The organism is Flavobacterium branchiophilum FL-15, assembly GCF_000253275.1.
GTDB lineage: Bacteria > Bacteroidota > Bacteroidia > Flavobacteriales > Flavobacteriaceae > Flavobacterium > Flavobacterium branchiophilum.
In genome coordinates this window covers 792,199-812,158 of sequence record NC_016001.1, presented here as the reverse complement: position 1 = coordinate 812,158, position 19,960 = coordinate 792,199, and the positions used below count along the sequence as shown (strand labels likewise).

14 protein-coding genes are annotated in these 19,960 nt (G+C 32.4%); 6 read left to right on the top strand and 8 right to left on the bottom strand.

Annotation, left to right across the window (positions count from 1 at the left end; translation table 11 throughout):
- The 5 genes from FBFL15_RS03505 to FBFL15_RS03485 all read left to right on the top strand — a co-directional run bounded on the left by FBFL15_RS03505 (position 1) and on the right by FBFL15_RS03485 (position 7,414).
- Complete coding sequence (locus FBFL15_RS03505) at positions 1-2,034, top strand: LGFP repeat-containing protein (RefSeq protein ID WP_014083282.1); 2,034 nt, start codon at positions 1-3, stop codon at positions 2,032-2,034.
- Between the two features lie 19 nt (positions 2,035-2,053).
- A complete protein-coding gene (locus FBFL15_RS03500) occupies positions 2,054-3,232 on the top strand; it encodes an LGFP repeat-containing protein (RefSeq protein ID WP_014083281.1) in 1,179 nt (392 codons plus the stop codon).
- A 20-nt stretch (positions 3,233-3,252) separates the two neighbouring features.
- Positions 3,253-4,377, top strand: coding sequence for a serine hydrolase domain-containing protein (locus FBFL15_RS03495; RefSeq protein WP_014083280.1), 1,125 nt, complete (start codon positions 3,253-3,255; stop codon positions 4,375-4,377).
- On the top strand, positions 4,374-5,264 hold the full coding sequence (locus FBFL15_RS03490; protein ID WP_014083279.1) for a hypothetical protein: 891 nt from the start codon (positions 4,374-4,376) through the stop codon (positions 5,262-5,264). Before FBFL15_RS03495 ends, FBFL15_RS03490 begins: the two co-directional genes overlap by 4 nt.
- A 62-nt stretch (positions 5,265-5,326) precedes the next feature.
- Entirely contained in the window at positions 5,327-7,414 is a 2,088-nt protein-coding gene (locus FBFL15_RS03485) for a glycoside hydrolase family 9 protein (RefSeq protein ID WP_014083278.1), read from the top strand.
- Between the two features lie 330 nt (positions 7,415-7,744).
- Here the strand turns inward: FBFL15_RS03485 and FBFL15_RS03480 are convergent, their stop codons facing one another.
- Positions 7,745-8,659, bottom strand: coding sequence for an ISAon1 family transposase (locus FBFL15_RS03480; protein ID WP_014083277.1), 915 nt, complete (start codon positions 8,657-8,659; stop codon positions 7,745-7,747).
- 34 nt (positions 8,660-8,693) lie between these two features.
- Positions 8,694-9,080: an ISAon1 family transposase N-terminal region protein gene (locus FBFL15_RS03475; RefSeq protein WP_014083276.1), complete on the bottom strand. Its 387-nt coding sequence runs from the start codon at positions 9,078-9,080 to the stop codon at positions 8,694-8,696.
- 182 nt (positions 9,081-9,262) lie between these two features.
- On the opposite strand from FBFL15_RS03475, the gene FBFL15_RS03470 reads away from it, so the two are divergent.
- Positions 9,263-11,674 (top strand): DUF5916 domain-containing protein, encoded by a 2,412-nt coding sequence (locus FBFL15_RS03470; RefSeq protein WP_014083275.1) that lies wholly within the window; start codon positions 9,263-9,265, stop codon positions 11,672-11,674.
- Between the two features lie 34 nt (positions 11,675-11,708).
- Here the strand turns inward: FBFL15_RS03470 and FBFL15_RS03465 are convergent, their stop codons facing one another.
- From FBFL15_RS03465 to FBFL15_RS03440, 6 genes are all read right to left on the bottom strand, one after another.
- Positions 11,709-12,416, bottom strand: coding sequence for a hypothetical protein (locus FBFL15_RS03465; protein WP_044032132.1), 708 nt, complete (start codon positions 12,414-12,416; stop codon positions 11,709-11,711).
- 403 nt (positions 12,417-12,819) lie between these two features.
- Positions 12,820-14,223: an APC family permease gene (locus FBFL15_RS03460; RefSeq protein ID WP_014083273.1), complete on the bottom strand. Its 1,404-nt coding sequence runs from the start codon at positions 14,221-14,223 to the stop codon at positions 12,820-12,822.
- Between the two features lie 109 nt (positions 14,224-14,332).
- Positions 14,333-14,719 carry a Co2+/Mg2+ efflux protein ApaG gene (gene apaG / locus FBFL15_RS03455; RefSeq protein WP_014083272.1) on the bottom strand — a complete coding sequence of 129 codons (387 nt, stop codon included), beginning with the start codon at positions 14,717-14,719 and terminating at the stop codon, positions 14,333-14,335.
- 200 nt (positions 14,720-14,919) lie between these two features.
- Positions 14,920-16,167, bottom strand: coding sequence for a type IX secretion system plug protein (locus FBFL15_RS03450; protein ID WP_014083271.1), 1,248 nt, complete (start codon positions 16,165-16,167; stop codon positions 14,920-14,922).
- 116 nt (positions 16,168-16,283) lie between these two features.
- Positions 16,284-19,172 carry a DEAD/DEAH box helicase gene (locus FBFL15_RS03445; RefSeq protein WP_014083270.1) on the bottom strand — a complete coding sequence of 963 codons (2,889 nt, stop codon included), beginning with the start codon at positions 19,170-19,172 and terminating at the stop codon, positions 16,284-16,286.
- A gap of 15 nt (positions 19,173-19,187) precedes the next feature.
- Positions 19,188-19,958: a class I SAM-dependent methyltransferase gene (locus FBFL15_RS03440; RefSeq protein ID WP_014083269.1), complete on the bottom strand. Its 771-nt coding sequence runs from the start codon at positions 19,956-19,958 to the stop codon at positions 19,188-19,190.
- Between the last annotated feature and the right edge of the window lie 2 nt (positions 19,959-19,960).

The following is a 19,960-nucleotide window of genomic DNA, read 5'->3' as shown; positions in this document are numbered from 1 at the left end:
ATGAAAAAAATAACCGCAATTTTAGCCCTTTTACTTTTTGCTATTACCACACAAGCTCAAGTAAAAATAGATTTCAATGGTTTTCATTGCCACCAAGAGACTAGTGATGGTAGTGGCAGTGATGAAATCTATTTCATTTTTAATATATTTAAAGATGGAATGTACATTAAAACTATAAAATACCCAGAAAATAGTTATATAGGTGGTGTAGATGCAGGTGGCACTTATGGAAAAGGTAATTTTACAATTTATGAAGGTCCAAGTGCAAATATAATGATGGAAGTACACATGTATGAATGGGATAATGATAATCCTAATGATAATATAGGCTATTTTAATGATTTTTATTCCAAAAATAATACTTGTGATGAAGTAAAAAATAAATCCTACTATAATAATCCATTAACAAATTTTAAATTTAATTGGAAAACATTTGAGAAAATGCCTTACTGTGATTATGTAATAAAAGATGCATCAATTAGGGGTAAATTATCACAAGACGATCATATTGGTCTAAATATTTTAGCTTTTGGAAAATTTTTTTTAGATAAAACAATAGTAAATGAGTTACCATTTTCAATAATTACTTCAAATAGTGAAATTGATAATTATCCTTATAATATTAAAGTTCCTGAAATAAGTAATTATTATGGAAACAACGCTGATGGAAGATTTAGTGCCTTTTTTTCAGTAGTCAATAATGTGCCCGAATTAAATAATAAAGAATTAAGAAAATATTGGAATGACAATCCTTGGATAGGCAAATTTGAAAAATTATTAAATAAAAATTCTGCAACTTTTGAAAATGCAACGCTGTATTTGAATAAAAAAGATATTGTTGTTTCTATTCAAGGTGCAATAAGAGAAAAATACAGACAAAAAGGAGTTTTTGAAAAAGTTGGAAATCTAGAATCTAATGAAATGGATGTTGCCGACCAAAAATGGAAAGATGCAGGTTATCTAAAATTCAATAAATTTAGTAAAGGATATATCGTTTGGAAACCATCAAGTTGTTTAGCTCTTACAGAAGTAGAATTTGATGCTGGTCCAAAATCATTCGCAGAAATAGTAACTGAAGCTAAAACCAAAGAACCCGCAAAAAAGATAGATTTATCTCATCTTAAAAATGCCAAATCAGGCGAAGACAACAGAGAAACGGCTATTGCGATGATTACCAACTATATGGCTACCAACCAATATGCCAAAGACAATTTGGGCGATTTAAAAAACGACCAAGGTCATCCCAAACAAACCACCAACAAAGACGGAAAAACAGGCTGGTTTTGGGCAACAACCAAAAATAATGGTTTCATTTTTTATACCCCTTTCAACAATCAAGTTCATTTTGTTGATTTAGGTTTCAGAAATATTCATGCCAAAAACAACACCGAACATGGTGTTTATGGTTTTCCTATCAGCGACCCTTTCGGAATAAAAGATAATGGTGTGGTCCAACAATTTGAATTTGGCAATATGTATTATCGACCACAATCGGAATGGAAAAATGAGCTATTGTTTGGTACTTATGGTAAAATCAATGAAAAATACGGCAGTCAGGGTTGGGAAAATGGCAACTTGGGTTATCCAGTAAACAACGAATATTCTTGCCCAATAAAAGGAGCAAAGAAAGGACAATATTATACCGAAGTAGGGCATGCCCAATTTTTTGAAGGCGGTGCTATTTGGTATAAATTAAAAGTCAAAAAAGCAGTCATTGTGCATCATGGTCCAATTATGGAGAGATTTAATAAAACGGGCTGGGAAGTTGGCGAACTTGAATATCCAGAATTTGATGCTGTAGAAACCAATGATAAAAAAGGACTTCAACAACAATTTGAAAAAGGATATATTTATTGGAAAAAAGGGGAAGCAGAAGCATATAGTGTAAAGTACAAAAATGGAATTTTCAATATTTTTTTGCAAAACTATGACAAATTAGGGTTTCCTATTTCAGAAGAAAAAAACACAGAAGGCACCATGTCTCAAACTTTTGAAAACGGAACTATTGTGGGCGATAAAGTAATAATGAGATAGTATTAAATTTAAAAAAAAAATGAAAAAAATAATAAATATAAAAATTAATTATTGCCTTTTGTTTGTTTTTTCAATTTCAAGCATTTGCTTTGCACAATTAGGTGTAGATAAATTAAAAAGCAGCGAAAACAGCTATTTGAATGCACAAAAAGAGATAAAAGAAATGGAGCAAAAAATGCTTGCGAAAGCGAATCAATTCCATTTTGGCAATCCAAAAACACCCAATTCTTTTGGAGTAAAAAAAGGATATTGTTGGATTTTTGACAACGGAAATGTGTATTATAATACCAAAGCAAATACCGCTTATGCTATTTTTGGCCCCATTTTACAAAAATGGGGCGAAATTGGTTGGGAAAATGGTTGGTTGGGTTTGCCGATTTCTAATATTGTTCGTATTTCTGGTACTAATGCCGATTTTGCTACATTTACAAACGGAACCATAACTACTAGTACCAAAACAGGCACTCAAATAATTGGAGGTGCTTTTCGAGAATATTGGTACAATGATGGCGGACAAAATAGCAAAAAACTGGGTTTGCCAAAAACAGACGAAGTAACCATCAATGAAAAAGGATATACTAGATACCAACAATTTGAATTTGGTACTCTTTTTTGGGGACCAAACCGAGAAGTGCTTTATTTTCCAGATGCAAATAAAACAAAACCATATACCAATTTTAAAATAAAGCTAAGGCCAATTCAATTAAATTGTTTAGGCAGTAGCGATGAAGTTATGGGAAATTCAAAAGAATTACAATTATATGGCTTTATGGATGTTGCTGTATTTGACGAATTTGGACAAGAAATAAAAAACATTCAAAACACTTCCAATAGTTTAATGGATACTAATAAAAATCATATTGCAACAGTTTCAGAAACGGGAAGTGGTAATGGAAGCGTAATACCAGTAGATGATAGAATTTGGCAATATGACATAACTTCATTAGATATTGAAAACGGATATATTAGAATTACCTATAATTTTAGTGATAAAGATTTTTATAGTTCCGACGACTATTTGCAATTGCAAGGAGAAAGTGGCAGCTGGAATTATAGAAACGGAAGTTTTAAATATAGAGATATAAAATTGAAAGAATTATACAAGCAAGGAACCACCAATAAAACAGACCTCTTTAAAGAAACTTCGCAATTTTTAAATGTTATTTACAGCATAAAATTGTATGATTTATCAAATTAATAATATAAAATGTAAAAAAAATGAAATATTTAATCTGTATTTTCCTATTAACTTTCAAATTATCCTTTTCTCAATCCCTCTATCCTGAAGCCGAAATTGACAAAGTGGTAACCCATTTCATGACTACCCACAAAGTGGTCGGTTTGCAAATTGCCATTACCAAAAACGAAAAAATAGTATTCCAAAAATCCTATGGCTATGCGGATAAAGAAAACAAAATTGCAGTTAACAATAACCATTTATTTAGAATTGCTAGTTTGTCTAAAGCCATTACTGCTGTCGGAATTTACAAATTGATAGAACAAGGCAAATTAAAATTAGAAGATCAAGTTTTTGGGCAAAATGGTGTGTTACAAAACGACTTTGGAACACCAAAAAAAGTTTTAGAATCCATTACCATTCAACAACTTTTGCAACATACCACGGGTCTTTGGACCAATGACAACAACGATCCTATGTTTAGAAATAATGCCATAAACATAAACGATTTGATTAGGGATGAAATTACTAAAAATGCTTCTTCAATAAAAAAAGTGCCCAATGTGTATGCGTATTCCAATTTTGGTTATGCCATTTTAGGAAGAGTTATAGAAAAAATTTCGGGTAAATCGTATGAAAAATACATACAAGATGCTATTTTAAAACCCATCAGATTACATAGCATCAAATTAGCTCAAAAAAACGAGTTGGGCACTTGGCAGGATGAGGTAAAATATTATTCAGACGCCTTTAATCCATACAATATGAATGTAAACCGAATGGATGCTCATGGGGGTTGGATCGCTTCTGCCACTGATTATGTAAAATTGATGGCTTATATGGATGGTTTCGGTCATACAGAAGATGTTTTATTGCCTGAAACCATTCAAAAAATGACTACTCCAAGTGCTCAAAACCAAAATTATGCTTCGGGCTGGGCAGTAAACTCAAACAACAATTGGTGGCATACGGGTTCTTTACCTGGCACTGTTTCCGAAATGATTCGTGGGAGCAATGGGTTCAATTGGGTGGTACTATGCAATTCGTCATCGGAATCTCCTAATATTTTCAGCGATTTAGATAATTTACTTTGGCCAATTATTAACAATTCTGATATTAATTGGAAAACAAAAATATTTATGGAAAATATAAGACGAAGACGATGAAAAAAATAGTACTAATTGCTATTTTAGTGTTGTTTATAGGTGAAATATCCGCACAACACAACGCTTGGATGGATACTTACATTTATAATGTTCGATTACCCAAAGCATTAAATAATCATCCTGGAATTTATATCAAAATTGTATATAATGGCGAATCCTTGCTTTCAACCCATCAATGGATTGGGAGCCACGACAGAAAAATAGAAACAGCATTTACGTATCACGAAATGGCAACAAATGTATTGAATAATGTAAAACTCCCTATTGTATTACCAGCAAAAACCTATTCGTGGATCATCAATAAAAAAATAGTAGATGAAATGGAATTGCATCCAGAAAAATTTAAAATGGAAGTAATAACCACAGGAAAACCCATTGAAAAATATGAACTTCCGCAGCAATTTGACTTAAAAAGCGATTATGCTGTGGAGGTTATTACATTACAAAAAATGACAAAAGAAGCAAGAAACTTAGTCTTTTCTAGTTCTAATGTTTTTTTAAATGTCGAACAAAAAAAAGCTACAATCAATACAATTAACAAAGCTTCAAAAGTGAAAAATGATACCATTATCTCATTTTCTGTTCGAGATGAGGGTATTCCAAAATGGCTTTCAATAGTAGATGCGGCATATAAACCTAATAATAGTCATAGTAGGGTTACTGAAATTTTAGAATACAAAGGCTATTGGTACAATGAAAAACTTTACATTAGGCAAAAACCACAAAAACCAAAGATAGCTTTGTCTTGCAATGTACCATATACTATTACAGATGTAGATGGCAATACCTGTAGCGGAAGGAGCGGTGCAGGAGCGTTTTCTACTGGAAATTGCAAAGAAATTATCAAAAATAAAAGTATAAAAGTAGCGGTATGGGTAAATCCGTAAACTTTAATTAGCAATAAATAAAAATTTGCACAGATAAATTTATAATTTTAACACCAAAAAAAATGAAATTGAAAACATTTTTTATACTCTTAATTAGCAGTATTTCTTTTGCCCAAAATCCATTTATCGAAGTAGATCAATTTGGATATTTCACTACAGGAACAAAAGTTGCGGTGCTCCGAAATCCACAAACAGGTTTCAATGCCGCCGAAAGTTATACCGCTCCGGCCACTTTACAAGTAAAAAACAGTTCCAATAGCGTTGTTTATACGGGTACTGTTTCCATTTGGAATGCTGGAGTTACCGATTCTTTTTCTGGAGATAAAGGGTGGTGGTTCGATTTTTCTTCGGTAACGGTTCCTGGAACTTATTATATTTATGATGCTACCAATGCTAAGAGTTCGGCTACTTTTCAAATTGCGACAAATCCATATACGGAAGTATTAAAAGCGGCTACAAAAATGTTTTATTACAATAGATGTAACTTTACAAAAGCAGTTCCTTATGCCAATGCAAAATGGACGGATGGCTTAAATTTTAACAACAATCTTCAAGATTATAATGCCCGTTCGGTTTTTGCACAAAACAATGCTGCTACAGAAAAAGAGCTGTCTGGAGGTTGGTTTGATGCTGGCGATTATAATAAATATGTTACCTTTACCTATTCTGTAATTCATGATTTATTGATGGCTTATGAAAGCAATCCCGCTATTTTTGGAGACGATTGGAATATTCCTGAAAGCGGAAACAATGTACCTGACATTCTGGACGAATTAAAATATGAATTAGATTGGCTCTACAAAATGTCAAATTCTGATGGTTCTGTCTATATCAAAATGGGGAGCAAAAATTACTCTCAAAACAGTAGTTATCCACCTAGTGCCAACACAGATCCTCGCTATTATGGCAATTTATGTACTGCTGCTTCAGCAACAATAGCTAGTACTTTTTCACATGCCGCTATTATTTTTAATGCTATTGGAAATACAGCTTATGCTTCGCAATTACAAAATCGTGCCATAGCTTGTTACAATTATACTTTACCTTTTTACACTTCCAATACCTTACAAACCAATTGTGATAATGGCGAAATTGTTTCTGGTGATGCGGATGTAAGTAGTACCGAGCAAAAAACAATGATGGTTAGTGCTGCAATTTATCTTTACAAACTTACTAATTTAGCTACATACAACACTTTCATAACAACGAATGCACCCATAATCACTCCGTTGTCAGATTCCAATTGGGGAGCCGATTATACACCCATTCAAGATGCTTTACTGTATTATACGACGCTACCTAATGCCACAACAACCCTTGTGAATTCCATAACAAATGCTGCTCAAAATGATGTAACAAACAATTGGAATAATTTTTATGGAATTAGTAATTTGGGGCTTTATAGGGATTATATGCCACAATGGGCGTATTATTGGGGAAGCAATCGAATAAAAGCCAAATATGGAAACCTAAATTTGTTATATGCAAAATATGGAATTGGTAATGCTAGCAACCTAAAAAATAGGGCTAAAGAATTGATGCACAGTTTTCATGGAGTAAATCCGCTTGGTATTGTTCAATTATCAAATATGTATGAATTTGGAGCCGACTATTCTATAAACGAGTTGTATCATCAATGGTTTGCCAACGGTTCGGTATATGACAATGCCATAACTTCTAGCAAAGGTCCAGCTCCAGGCTATTTAGTTGGTGGGCCCAATAAAGATTTCTCGGTTACAAGTCTTTCGCCTCCTTATGGTCAGCCTGCAACAAAATCCTATTTGGATTTTAATGATGGGTATCCAAACAATAGCTGGGAAGTTTCGGAACCGGCTATAAATAATCAAGCGGCCTATATCAGATTACTTGCAGGTGTTATTTCAAATTTTGATACGAACTTATTAACTATTTCTTTTGAAAACAATACGGATTTTCAAGTAGCAATTTATCCCAATCCTTCAAATGGTGAATGGGAAATCCACTCAAATGCTACCTTGAAAAATGTAAAAGCTTTTGATATTTTAGGAAAAGAAGTAAAAGTAAATACGATATCGAATAATCAATTTTTCATAAATAAATCTGGAATTTATATTTTAAAAATCGAATTAAATAATGGAAAAATAGTACATAAAAGGATTATTATTAAATAACGAATCAAGCTTATTTTTCATTTATTTACCTCTTATTGCAATTTGAGCGTTTGGGTTGATGAGTTTTATTGAAAAGCACCGCTATTGGATCAAAATTAGCTCCTTTTGGGGATAATTGTTTTTTTACTTAAAATTTTCAATACTATTGATGTGCTTTTAGTATTAAAAACTGTTTACAATTCAAAAAATGAAACTCATATAAAAAAACTAGAAAATACAACTCTTTAGTTTACATTTTTTTTAAAATAAATAATATTTACTTTAAAAAAAAATAATAGTTTCAAATTGACATTTTCAAAATCCTTAAGGTTCACATGAATTTTATGGGGATTAAGCAAATAATTTTTCCATTCTGAACAGAAAGAACTTCACATCTATAACACCTCTTTGGTTAGCTCTAAATAGTTTTATTTTGGAATTAAAAGATTCTGCATTTGCATTTGTGAGCCTTTGAGTAAAGAAATTTAATATTGTTTCTAAATGATATTTTAGACTATTTGCTGCGGTATTAAAAGTGTTCATTTTTAACAATTTTGTTTTTTCAATCCAATTCAAAATTTTTTCTCTAGCCAACTCTTTTGATTGTTCTTCATAAATATTTCTAAATTCCATTGTATGTTTATAAGCATCGTGTAAAAGCGGATAATTTTTAAATAAAATTTCGGCTCTTTGTTTTTGATTTTCTGTCCATTCATTTTGTTTTTTAGCGATAATGTATCTGCTTCGAGCAAGTAATTGTTTTGGAGAATCATCATTTTCAAAAATAATCGGAATATATTTTATGCCTTGATCTTTGGCTAATTTTATGGCTTGATTTTCTTTTTCAATTTCCTCCCAACGATATTTTATTCGAAGATGTTGCAAACATTCCATAACCATTTTTACAACGTGAAAACGATCCGTAATCAAATAACTCTCTGGAAAACACATCTTTGATGCTAGTTGCATGTTGTTTGCCATGTCTTGAGTAATTGTCTTAACTAATTTGCGTTTTTCTAACGGTATTTTTTGTAAAACATCAATAATATCCTGACTTTTAGTGCCTTTTATACTAGCAACTAATGTTCGTTTTTTACCTTTTCCTGATTTATTAGTAACAAATGTGTAAAGCTCTCCTTTTGACAAACTTACTTCATCAATACTTAAATTTTCACCTATGTTTTCTTGGTATATCAAATAATCTTCAGCATGAGAGTATTGATTCCAAATTTTAAAACCACTTGTCTTTTTATAATGTCTTCTCACTAAATCCGCCTTAACACCATAATAACTAGCAATATTACTTATCGTATCTTCTCGGGTCGAAACCTGTAGATTTTAAAAAAGCTGCCAATTCAATAGTTAGTTTTGAACCTTCAGTGATGAACGAATAATCGCTTTTAATTTCAACAGATTTATCTGTTTTACTCCGCCATCGCCTACGACGAATACCTAAATAAACGGCTTTTCCTCGAATAGGAAAATCTTGAATTATGGTTCGATTATAAAATCCTTTTGATTCATATTGTTCACTTTCATAGCCATTTGGAAGTATATTCTTCTCATCTAAATAAATATAAAAACAATCCTTTTTGGTTGCTATATCCCCTAATTCTTTAAAATCCAAAACATCAAAATGATCTAATAAACCATCAGGTAGAAAGTGTGAAAAAAATGAAAAATCCATTGCTTTTTTATTGCAAATTTACAAATTCTCCCCAATTATTTTATATGAGCCATCCTTAATTCAAATTGGAATATTATCAATTTAATTGTAACAAAAAAGATAAAAAAGTGTCTATTATATACTAGAAAAAAGGAATTAACGTTTTTCTCAAATTCAACATATAATATTACAACTCAAATCAAATGAAGTTTATTTTTTATACATTATTATTTTGTAGTACATTTTCAGTTTTGGCACAAAAGAAAGAACTAAAAACCCAATTCATATCCGAAAAAATAGTGATTGACGGAAAGCTTTCTGAGAAATCTTGGGAAAGTGCCACAGCTGGAACAGATTTTATTATGTTTGAGCCCGACAATGGCAAGCATATTTTGCCAGAAAAACGCACTGATGTGAAAGTTTTATATGACAACGACGCTATATATATTGCAGCTTTATTGCTTGATGACGAGCCACAAAAAATTTTAAAAGAACTTACTCCTCGGGATGATTTTGGAACTGCCGACATTTTTGGCGTTTTTATTAATGGTTTTAATGATGGGCAACAAGATTTTAGATTTTTTGTTTCTGCAGCCGACACCCAATCAGATTGTGTGGCTTCAGATAGTCAAGGAGAAGATTATTCTTGGGATGCCGTTTGGGATAGCAAAGCTGTGATTACAGACAAAGGTTGGGTTGTAGAAATGAAAATTCCTTATGCTGCATTGCGGTTTTCGAGCGAAAAAACACAAACATGGGGTTTCAACTTTTTTAGAATGATTAAACGAGCCAATCAAAAATATGTTTGGAACCCAGTAGATAACAAAATAGGTACTTTTACACAACAAAGTGGTATTTTGACAGGTATTGCAGACATAAAAACCCCTACTCGATTATTTTTACTGCCTTATTCGTCATTTTATTTGAATGCCAGCAAAGATTTAAAAACCAAAGGCACTCCAAAAGGAGGTTTGGATATTAAATATGGTATCAACGATGCCTTTACATTAGATGCCATTTTAATACCTGATTTTGGACAAACAAAATATGATAATAAAATATTAAACTTAACTCCTTTTGAACAACAATTTGATGAAAATAGGGCTTTTTTTACAGAAGGTACCGACTTGTTTTCAAAAGGTGGGCTGTTTTATTCACGACGTATTGGAGGCAGTCCAAGTTATACACTGGCTGATAATGAATCGTATATTGAAAACCCTTCGAGTGTTGCCCTTATCAATGCTACAAAAATATCAGGACGAACAAAAGACGGTTTAGGAATTGGTTTTTTAAATGCGGTTACAGAACAAACTTTTGCCACAATTTATAATGCCGATACCAATCAAACTACATCCAAAACGGTGGAACCATTAACCAATTACAACATATTTGTTTTGGACCAAAGGTTTAGAAAAAATTCATCTTTTTCTATTATCAATACAAATGTTATGCGAAATGGTAATTTTAGAGATGCCAATGTTTCGGGCTTAATTTGGGATTTGAACTCAAAATCAAATACATTCAAAATTTCGGGAGATCTAAAATACAGCTTTGTAAATGATGACAACCGCAAAGACGGAGTGTCGACCAATATAGGTTTTGCAGATAATGGTGGCAAATACAGATACAATGCCAGAATTGGTGTGGTTACTAAAGAGTATGACATTAACGATTTAGGAATCAATTATGAAACCAATTATTATACCTTAAATGGCGGTTTTAATTATCGAACTTTGAAACCAACAAAACACCTTAACTCATTCAGAACCAGCCTTTTTGCAAATGCCCGTTGGCACAAAGAAACCAACAAAATACAAGAAAATGTGATTGACATTGTTAATGATTTTAACTCCAAAAACAATAATTTTTATGAGTATGGAATGGAAATAAAACCTTTTGAAAAATACAATTACTACGAACCCCGTGTGGCCAACAGATATGTTATCCAGCCAAGAAGTATTGAAAACTGGTTTTATCTTTCTACAAATTACAACTACAAATTTGCCATAGATTTCAATCCCTATTTGGTGTTTTTTGATACAGACAAGCAAACAACATTTGGGATACACGTTACTCCTAGGTATCGATTTTCTGATAAATTTTCATTTCAAATACAACTTGATTACATCAAAGATACCAATATCAAAGGCTATCAATTTTTTGGAGATGCAGACAGCAATGCTACTACTGCTGATGTGATTGTGTTTGGGAATAGAAATGTAACTTCTTTGAATACCGCTGCTTGGATTAAATACTCGTTGAACAGCAAAATGACTTTAAATGCTTCTTTTAGACATTATTGGTCGTTTGTAGAAAATAAAAATTACCTGACTTTGAATGACTTTGGACGATTAGAACCATTGGATTATTTTAACAATCCACAAAATCAAGATTTCAGTTCTTGGAACATGGATTTGTCTTACAATTGGTGGTTTGCTCCAGGTAGCCAAGTATCCGTTTTGTATCGCAATAATGCGGCTGTATTTCAAAATGAAATCAACAAAAACTACAGTCAAAACATCAACCAATTACTCAACAACAATGCCCTTAGTCATGTGTTTTCAATTAGTGTAAAGTATTTTATTGATTATAATGTGGCAAAAAATTGGCTTTAAAATTTATAAATGTGCCCTCAAAATAAAACAACAATTAATTTTTCATGACCATAATGGTAGCTCTAAATCCTGTGGCTAAATTCCAATAATTTGACGAAACCACACTTCCTTTGTCGTCATATACCTTGAGTTCTGCGGTGTTTGGCCCATAAAGCCCTTGATTGAGTGCTTCAAATTCTATTTTATTGAAACCCGTTTTCAAATTGATTTGAAATCCTTTGTAATAGGAATCTAACAAAATCTGACTTTCAATCATTTCACCATTGACATATACTCGAATCTGATCGCCATCGACCTCTCCAAAATCTCGGTATTTGACATTTACATGACCTGAATTGGTATTGAAAGTGCCCAAATCTTGATTGCCACGAATGAGTTTGAAATTTTTGGAAACTTCATTTGCATTTTTGCCATTCAATTTGTCTATTAACCCTTCGTTTGGATTGGCAAAATGCTGTCCTGCCGACATATCTAACTGAGAAGGCTGTCCAATTTGCATCACATTTGATTTTTTTTCGTTAGAAAATGAAGTACTGGGTGTAAACAAAGGCGACGAAAGATCTACTTTGGACGAAGGTTCAAAAGGTGATGCTTTAGCTGGTACCTGTGGTTTTGGAGCTTCTGGTGCTTTAAATTTGGCTCCTGCTATTGGAAACGATTTTGATTTTGTTGCTATTTCTTTTTGGGCGTTTGCAAACCAAACAAAAGCAACATTACAAACGAGTACCATTAAATATTTCATGTGTTGTATCGATTTAATTTTTATTATCAAGTGTAGGACATATTGTGCTGTCCCAAAATTTGATGTTGTAAAATTAAAAAAACACTAATTCAAATATCTTAAAATAATGATAAAATATTGAATTAGTGTTTTGAGTTTATATGCTCATAGATTGCAGCTTTTGCGTTAGGGATACAGTGGAAATCCTTTTAGAAGCCCCCATCCCCCAAAAGGGGATGTTATATTGCACGAATATAGTTTCTGAATGTGGTTGTCAAAAAAGACTATTTCACAATATTATACCAAATATATTTCTTTTGGAGTTCAATAAACGTTGTTTGAAACGGATAGCCCTACCCAAGTGGGAACGCCCAATTACATAACTTTTATTTATTGTTTATTTAGAATTGAGCTGTGTTTGGTATTACTTATTTTTCGAAAGATAATAAATAGGAATTCCCGAAAGCATGATTAAAACACCCCATCCACAAGTGTCAAACTTTGTTAGCAATAATACCAAGCACACTGCCGAAGCAATTATAATGTAAATAGCTGGCAAGTAGGGATATAGGAATGCTTTATATGGTCTGTCGGCATTTGGCATTTTATGGCGAAGTATAAAAATTCCTAAAATAGTAAGTATATAAAATATTAGCACTATTATGACAACAAAATCCAGTAAATCTCCATATTTTCCTGTCAGGCATAAAGCCGAAGCCCAAATACATTGTGCCCACAATGCCCATTCTGGCACACCTGCTGGGTTTAAATGTGCGGCTTTTTTCAAAAACAAACCGTCTTGTGCCATGGTATAATATACTCGAGCTCCTGCCATAATCAATCCATTATTACAAGCAAAAGTTGAAATCATGATCATCACTGCTATAATAATGGTACCAATATCGCCAAAAATATTTTGCGAAGCCACCACAGCCACCCGATCTGATTGGGCGGTTGCAATATCTTGTAGCGGTACAACCGCCAAATACATTAAATTTGCAACAACATAAATCAACCCTACAATAAATGTTCCTAAAAACAAACTTAAACCTACATTTTTTTTGGGATTTTTAATTTCCGCAGCTATAAAAGTAACACCTTCCCAAGCCACACTCGAAAAAAGTGAACCAACCATGGCTGCAGCAACTGCACCTACTAAGTCAAAACCAGATATAGGTAACCATGTAGCCGACTCTTTGCTATACGATTGTGTTATCCATGCATTGTCCCAATTTTGTTGCCAAATGGTAGATTTAGCAGCTATAAAACCAAAAACAATCAATCCAAATATAGATACTATTTTTACAATTGTTAAAACAGTTTGAAGTATTTTACCATCTTTTACTCCCCTACTATTCAAATATGTCAAGAAAATAATGGTAATGATAGAAACGATTTGAGCCGCATTAAGTTGAAAATTACCTAAAGTAAAAAGGATATTTTCATCGCTAAATGGCTCGTATAAATAGGCCGCAAATTTTGAAAAAGCCACACCAACAGCTGCAATTGTCCCAGTTTGAATCACTGCAAAAAAGCTCCATCCATATAAAAACCCAACTAATTGATTATAAGACTCTTTCAAATATACATATTGTCCGCCTGCATTGGGAAACATGGCACTCAACTCGCCATAACTCACAGCTGCAACCATAGTGATAACACTGGATATTAACCATATCATAATGAGCCAACCCGCTGAGCCAACCTGACGGGCAATATCGGCACTAACTATAAAAATCCCTGAGCCGATCATGGATCCTACAACGAGCATGGTACCATCTAAAAGTCCCAATTCTCGTTTGAAATTATCTTGATTCTCTACTTGCATATTTTTTTAAATTTTGGCTGAAAGGTACTCAACTTTTTTGAATTGCCAAAAAAAGATAGTTTTAATTTGATTTTTAAAAAAATACTAGGGTTTTATTTGAACAAAAAAATTAGTTTAATGCAAAAGGAGCACTTAATCGAAATCCAGGAATGGTAACTCTAAATTTTTTGGTGGTTGTAAAATTGATCATATTAAAAAAACCAGTCATAGCCCCAAAAGTAGAGGTTAGTAAACAACCCGAATGGTACATAAAAGTTTCGCCTGGTTTTATAATCGGTTTTTCGCCCACTACGCCTTCGCCATCTACCATTTCCAAATCGTTTAACGAATCGTATATTTTCCAATGCCTAGAAATGAGTTGCACAGAATCTTTACTGAAATTTTCGATGGTTACTTGGTAGGTAAACGCAAAATGCAAACGACAGTTTTTAAAGTAAGTTCCTTCAAAACTGGTTAATACAGATATTTTGATGCCTTGAGTAATTTGGGTTACCATGATGATCGAATTGGAGTTGCTTTTATTTTTTCAAAATTATAAAAAAAATCAATTCAAAAACAAGTTTTCTATTTTTTTTAATCGTAAAATCGTTTGAAATCATGTCAAATAATAAAAAATCATCTGATTTCAGTATCATAAATTTTTAGTGGAACTAAATTATAAAAAAAACAAATAATATTTATACGCTTTTTTTATAACTAATTTATTATTTGTGTTGAATTGGCATCGCCTTTAGCTATTACTCTATCATACCTCCCGCCATTTTCTCTATAATATACCAAAACAGCATAATTATTTTCTGTTTGATAAAAATTGCCATCAACAGCGTGATCTTCATCAATAGTGCCATCAGTGTTTTTTAATACATATTGATAATTAACAAAACCTTGCTTAATCATTATGGCTTTTTCGTAATATCCTGTATCAGCATTGTAGTCCATTTTATTCTCGGGCGAAAACGCATAGTTGTTAAACATTCCGTTGATATAAATATCTTTTACACCCGAATAATTTGGTGCTTTTAATGTAAAAAACACCCAAGAATAGTCTGCCTCAATCGAGCTATTTTCTGCATTTAATCTTCTTATGACAAAGTTACCGTTTATATCAGGGTAAAATGTATAAGGAAACCTCGAACGATACGTATTAGCATACAAATGAGTATTATAAACGCCACTATTTGAATCAACAAACGAAATTACATTTGTAGGTATTCTTATGTCTTTTGAATCAAAATACAAAAATTCATTTCCAGCCCAAAACTGGGTTTCTTTGTCGTATCTATAAATCAAATCGTTGCCAATTGTATATTGTGGTTTGATATTTGAAATAGCGTTTTGCCACTGTCCATTTTGCATCAATACAACCTTGACATTAGATAATGGGTTTTGAAAATTAAGAACATTAGAATTAATTGTAAAATCTAAATTGTGCTTGTAATTCAATTCCAATGTTTGCCTCGTTCTACGAACTTGCAACGCCACTTGAGCTATATTTTCATACAAAACCATTTTTTTTGCAAAAATAACTTCTTTATCTTCGTTTAATATTTTCAACATATAGTTGCCACTCAATTTTATTTGTGTGTTTTTGTTTGGAAAACTTATTTTATAATGCGAATATATTTGCAAGGTATTGAATGAGTTTGTATAATCCTGTATTCTCATGTCGTCAAAACCTAGAATATATTCATTTTTTGACATTTCTGCTACTTTCCAATCATAATCACACATGGTTATCGAGTAATAATAATTGGCCTCATTGCCAAATAAGTCGTCAAATTCTAAGCTAAAATTGTCGCCCAATTGAAAAAAAGGCGTAACATTTTGACCGTTTTGAACAAAAGTAACAGTTTTAATATTATAGGGCGGTGGTATTTCTTTTTCAATTTGGGCATTCAAATTGAAAATTATTAACAAAAAAAATAAAGATACAATTTTTATCATAACGTTAGCATTAAGCAAAAACAAAATATCATTTTATAATAATTTCTATTTTAAAATGAACGATTATACAAATAACGTTAATTTTTTTAAATTAATTGTATATTATTTTAAAAAAATTAAGTTAAAATATAATCTAAATTTTGTTCGATTTCGGCACTAACAAAATCATCATCTAAAAGCGAGTTTGAAAGTATTTTTTTGGATTCTTGTAAACTAATGATTTTTTCTTCAACTGTATTTTTTGAAATAAACCGAACGACATTTACTTTATTTTCTTGTCCAATTCGGTGTGCTCTGCCAATGCCTTGTGCTTCGGCAAACGGATTCCACCATGGGTCTAAAAAAAGCACATACGATGCTTTTGTAATATTGAGCCCTACGCCACCGGCTTTGAGCGATATAAAAAACAATTTAATTTCTTCTTGTTCTTGAAATCGTTTTAATGCGGCTTCACGCTCTTTAGGTTTGGTTTGCCCAGTCAATTTGCAATATAAGACATCATGGTCTAAACACCATTGTTCATAAAAAGCCAAATTGGACACAAAGGAACTGAACACAATGGTTTTTTGATTGGCTTTGAGTAACGATGCAATGTACTGTGTAACCGCTAAAAACTTGCCAGAATCCAATTCAGAATTGGCATCAATCATTTTTGGATGGTTACTGAGCTGTCTTAATCGCATTAAAGTATTGATAATTTGCAACTTACCCGCTTTTTCATCAGTCAAATTCAACAAATAATTTCGAGCTTTAGACTTCTCTTCTTCATACATTTTGGCCTGATCGGGTTCCATATCACAATAATAAATTTGCTCCATTTTATCTGGCAAATCATCCAATACTTGTTCTTTTGTACGTCTTAATACAAATGGTTTTATTAAACTCTTCAATTCAAGTAAAGCTTGCTCATCTTGGTTTTTCTCGATTGGCACTTTATAATTTTTAACAAAAAAATCAAATGTTCCAAGCAAATTTGGATTGATAAACTGCATTTGCGACCACAAATCGTTCAAAGAATTTTCAATAGGTGTACCGCTCAAAGAAATTTTGTTTACGGCTTGAATTTCATTAATTCTTTTAAATGTTTCGGAATTTTTGTTTTTAATATATTGGCTTTCGTCTAAAATTAAATAATTAAAATGATACTTTGCAAAAATGGCGCTATCCCGTTGTGCAATAGCATAACTTGTAAAAATCAAATCATATTTATCTAATTTTTTGACTAACTTTTTTCTATCTGCACCCGAATATTGAATCACACTAAAATGTGGGGTAAATTTTTTAGCTTCGTTGTACCAATTAAATATTAACGATGATGGCAAAATAATCAATGCTTTCAAAAAGGTTTGAGAATTTGACACTACATTACCAAACAAATCATACATGGGCACCGTGGCCTCTTTGGTTTGAATTTGCTCTTTTACTGCGGTCAAGGTTGTCAAGGTTTGCAAGGTTTTTCCCAATCCCATGTCGTCTGCCAAACAAGCTCCCAATCCGTTACAAAAATGTTCAAAAAGCCATTTAGCTCCTTCTATTTGATAGGGTCTCAAATGGGCTTTTACAGCAGTCGATGGCGAAAAGGCTACTTCGCTAGAAGTCATCAATTGATGATCTAATTCTGGCAATCCGTCTATAATAGTAAAATTACTTTTAGGCAATCGCATCATTCCATCTTGTACTTTTGCCATTCTAGCCAACGAGCTATAAGTAGTAAACCAAGCCGAAGGTATCAAAAAATAGCTGTCGTTTGGCAACAAAAACAACCGTTGGCCTTCTTTCAAATGAGGTAAAATTTCATAAAAATGAAACGATAGGCTACCACAAATAATGGTCATTTCAATATCAAACCAATCGTTTTTTAAGGTATTTGAACTTTTAATTTGTGGAATTGCTACATGTAATTTTTTATTTTCGATACCAATATAATCCAATACAAACCCCTTATTTTCAATATTTTGCTTATTTTCTATCAACCACTCAACGTTTTGATACCTATCTTTTTCATGTGCTTTCAATCCAAAAAAAGCATTATTGATTATATTCAAACCCAGTTCTTGCAAGGCAGCAATGTATTGTTGTTCTGCCTCTGGATTTCGAACGAAACGGGTAATTTTGATGTTGGTCAAATCCTCTAAATCCAATTCAGAATGGATATTTTTATTTTTTTCAAAATCAAAAACATAACCCGCATAATCCAAATGCAAACTAATTAAATATTGATTGGTAAAAAAATCATTTTGAAGGTTCAAACCTACTTTTATGGGCTGGTTTTTAACAATCGATTCAAAACCAGCAGCTTCAAAATCAACTTTTTTGACAATGCTTTTTATAAAATTTTCAAAATACTGTGGGGCTAATTTTAAAGAAATTTCTATCGCATTTTTCTTTAAAAATGGTTCTATATTTTTGGTGTTGATGCCTTCCAATCCAACCAATTTTTTATTCAAAACCATCCATTTAGATTTATTCAAAAGCAAAGTTATTGATTGTTTTTCTGGAATTAATAGTTGGTCTTGCGATTTCAAAAACAATGAATATTTGATATCATTCTCCGTTTTGTCAAACTTCAAAAAGGCCTTCATCGATTCATTTGAAGTGGCAATACGGTGTTTTGCAAAATTTTTGTCCAAATCCATATTGATGGCTAGCGGATAATTGTTTTTTTGGACAATGGAATAAAAGTTATCCAATTGAAAATGAAGGAATCTCAAAACACCATCTTCCATGCTTGGATCCAACATCAACTCAGTATAAGTTTTGAATTTTTTTTTTGCCGAATATTTTTTCAATATACTAGGCACTTCTAATGATTTGCAAATCTTGAGTAGGGTTTTTTGGTCTTGTTCTATATTTTTTTCGGAAATTCCCAAATCGGCTAATACCTCTGGCGACGGTTTTTTATCTACATAATCTATCTCTTGCTGATTATTAACCACATAAGGTATTGGCACGTAAAATCCCAACGTGGTTTCAAAATGCAAATTAAAACAAAACGTATAATTCATCAAAATGTAAAGAATTTATTTAAAACAAATAGGCAAAATTTCTCCCTGTGCCAAACAGTATTTACGAACCATTTCTGCATTCATTTGTGCGGTATAATCAACCTCAACCACCTGAAAACCAATACTTCGCAGCTTGTCAAAATAATCCCTTCCATAAACCCGAACATGGTCATATTGTCCGAAAATTTTTGCTCTTTCTTTTTCGTCAGTAATGGAGTCGTCTGCAAAAGTGGTGGCTCGGTTCAAATCTTGTGGAATTTGAAGAATAGCCATGCCGCCAGGTTTCAACACCCGATACAATTCTTGCATGGCTTTGGTATCATCTGGAATATGCTCCAAAACATGGTTGCAAAAAATAACGTCATAATGATTGTCTTCAAAAGGCAAATTGCAAATATCGGCTTTTACATCAGCTAAAGGCGAAAGCAAATCCGTGGTGGTATAATCGATATTTTGTTGTTTTTTGAAGCGTTTATAAAACTCTTGCTCTGGTGCAAAATGCAGTACTTTCTTTTTGGTTGTTGCGGTGAAAAATTCGGTTTCGTTTTGAAGATACAACCATAGCAAGCGGTGTCTTTCTAAAGATAATGTACTGGGCGACAACACATTATTGCGTTGATTGCCATAGCCATACGGCAAAAACATTCGGAAGGATTTCCCGTCTATCGGGTCGGTAAATGTATTTCCTTTTAACAAAAATGCCAAAACGGGACGCACCACAATGCTCAATCTTATCAAGATAGGACGTGGAATGGTGTTGAGGATGAATTTGAATAGTTTTTTCATTA